This window comes from Nonomuraea sp. NPDC049784, assembly GCF_040659615.1.
In the GTDB taxonomy this organism is placed as follows: domain Bacteria; phylum Actinomycetota; class Actinomycetes; order Streptosporangiales; family Streptosporangiaceae; genus Nonomuraea.
The window spans coordinates 1-2,547 of the sequence record NZ_JBFAMX010000983.1 but is presented as its reverse complement, the minus strand read 5'-3'; the positions used below and the strand labels follow the sequence as shown (position 1 = coordinate 2,547).

At 72.2% G+C, this 2,547-nt stretch carries 3 protein-coding genes; 2 read left to right on the top strand and 1 reads right to left on the bottom strand.

The window, feature by feature from the left end:
- A partial coding sequence (locus AB0J09_RS62085) for a zinc-binding dehydrogenase (RefSeq protein WP_360713525.1) occupies nt 1-600 on the top strand: 600 nt, incomplete at its 5' end.
- A gap of 23 nt (nt 601-623) precedes the next feature.
- Here the strand turns inward: AB0J09_RS62085 and AB0J09_RS62080 are convergent.
- Nucleotides 624-1,055: a MarR family transcriptional regulator gene (locus AB0J09_RS62080; RefSeq protein WP_360713523.1), complete on the bottom strand. Its 432-nt coding sequence runs from the start codon at nt 1,053-1,055 to the stop codon at nt 624-626.
- Between the two features lie 99 nt (nt 1,056-1,154).
- Between AB0J09_RS62080 and AB0J09_RS62075 the strand changes: the two genes are divergently transcribed.
- On the top strand, nt 1,155-2,547 hold a 1,393-nt coding region (locus AB0J09_RS62075; RefSeq protein ID WP_360713521.1), incomplete at its 3' end, for an MFS transporter.

Sequence of the window (2,547 nt, the reverse complement as noted above, 5' to 3'; positions counted from 1 at the left end):
GCCGAGCCCGCGGCGGTCGCCGTGCGCGCTCTGGACAAGGCCGGTGACGTGTCCGGCGCCGTGGTCGCGGTCGTGGGGGCCGGCGCCATCGGACTGCTGGTCGCCCAGGTGGCCAAATGCCGCGGCGCGGCGGCGATCGTCGCGGTCGATCCGGACCCGGGCCGCCGCGTGCTGGCCGGCTCGTGCGGGCTGGTCGGCGCGGCTCCCGGCGACGCCGCGGACGCCGCCGTTCGCGAGCTGACCGGCGGCCGTGGCGCCGACGTGGTGGTGGAGAGCGCGGGAACGGCCGCCGCGGTGGCGGACGCACTGTCGCTGTGCCGCCGCGGCGGCACCACCGTCCTGCTCGGCGTCACGCCGGAGCCGGCCGCCTTTCCCACGCTGGACGTAGTGCTGGGGGAGAAGCGTGTCGTCGGGTCGGCCTCGCACCGGTGGGACACCGACGTGCGCGGCGCGGTCGCCCTGCTGCACAGCGGGCACGTTCGCGTCGATCAGCTGCCCGTGCAGACCGTCCCGCTGCCGGAAGCCGTACGGCGCGGCCTGGCCGGCCCGCCGCGCGACCTCCTGAAGACCATCGTCGACGTCGCGAGCGTGCGCGGCTGAGAAACGGCGTCCCCGCCCGTGGGTCAGTGCTCGATGCTGGCGTTGAAGTGCGCCAGGCCCTCGGCGAAGGCGGCCAGCTCCCGCGGGGTCCAGTCCTGTAGGACAGCGGCGAGGCCGTCGAGCCGGTACTCGCGCTCCCCGGCGACCCGGCGCACCCCCTCCTCGGTGATGCGGAGCTTGCGTGCCATCCCGCCCTCGGGGTCGGGGATGCGCTCGGCCAGGCCGTCGCGGAGCAGGACGGCGGTCTGCCGGTTGACGGTGGAGGTGTCGAGGCTGAAGGCCTGCGCGAGCTGGCCGATCGACATCGGCCCCTCGGCCTCGAGCCGGCTGAGCAGGATGTAGCTGCTGCCGCGCTCGAGCCGTCGTTCTTTGGGAGGCGCGGCCGCCGCCGCCAGCTCCTTGTAGCGGCCGATGAGCATGAGCTCGCGCTCGATGTGAAGGATCTCCTCGCGCACGAGTACCTCCCGACCGTGTCTCGAATATCCCTCTATATAGCGAACTGTAGGATACACACCATATGCATCGTGCATATCCTCGCGAGATTCGGAGAACTCATGAGTTCGACGCGCGCCGCCCCGCCCAGTGGAGCGATCATCAGTGTCCTGGCGGCGGCGGGCATCACGGTCTCGCTGATGCAGACCCTGATGGTCCCGCTCATCGCCACGCTGCCGACCCTGTTGCACACCACTGCCGCCAACTCGTTCTGGGCCATCACCGCGACCCTGCTGGCCGGCGCGGTGGCCATGCCCGTATCGGGACGGCTCGGCGACCTGTACGGCAAGCGTCGCGTCATGGTGGTCAGCGCGCTCCTGCTGGCCGCGGGCTCCCTGGTGTGCGCGCCCGCCAACTCGCTGGCCCCCATGGTGGCCGGCCGTACGCTGCAGGGGCTCGGCATGGGCGTGATCCCGCTGGGCATCGCCATCATGCGTGACGTGCTGCCGCCGCAGCGGCTCGGCTCGGCCATCGGGCTGATGAGCTCCTCGCTGGGCGTGGGTGGCGCGCTCGGCCTGCCCGCCGCCGCGCTCGTCGCCCAGTACGTCAGCTGGCACGCGCTGTTCTGGGGCGCGGCCGCGCTCGGCCTGCTGATGAGCTTCCTGATCCTGCTGATCGTGCCGGAGTCGCCGGTCAAGTCGCCGGGACGCTTCGACTTCGTCGGGGCGGCGGGACTGGCGGCCGGCCTGGTCCTGCTCCTGCTGCCGATCTCCAAGGGCAGCGACTGGGGCTGGACGAGCGGCACCACGCTCGGCATGTTCGCCGCCTCGGCGGTGATCCTGCTGCTGTGGGGATGGTGGGAGCTGCGCAGGCCCGCGCCGCTGATCGACCTGCGCACCAGCGTGCGCCGCCAGGTACTGATGACCAACCTGGCCTCCATCGTCATCGGCTTCGCCATGTACGCGATGTCGCTGATCACGCCCCAGTTGCTGCAACTGCCCGCGGCCACCGGGTACGGCCTGGGCCGTTCGATGGTCGAGGCCGGCCTGTGGATGGCGCCGGCCGGGCTGATGATGATGGCGATCTCGCCCGTGGCGGCGCGGCTGTCGGGCGCCCGGGGGCCCAAGACGTCCCTGCTGCTCGGCACAGTCATCATCGCCGCCGGCTACCTCCTCGCGCTCGCCCTGATGGGCGAGGCGTGGGGAGTCCTGATCTTCTCCGCCGTGGTCAGCGCCGGGATCGGCTTCGCCTACGCGGCCATGCCGTCCATCATCATGAGCGCCGTGCCGCTCACCGAGACGGCCGCCGCCAACGGCCTCAACAGCCTGATGCGCTCGATCGGCACGTCCTGCGCCAGCGCCGTGCTCGGGGCGGTGCTGGCCAACCTGACGATCAAGTTCGGTCCAGTGACGCTGCCGTCCGAAGCCGGCTTTCGGGCCGGCTTCATCATCGGCGGCGGCGTGGCCCTGGTGGCGGCGCTCATCGTCCTGACCATCCCGGGCCGCCGCGCCGCCG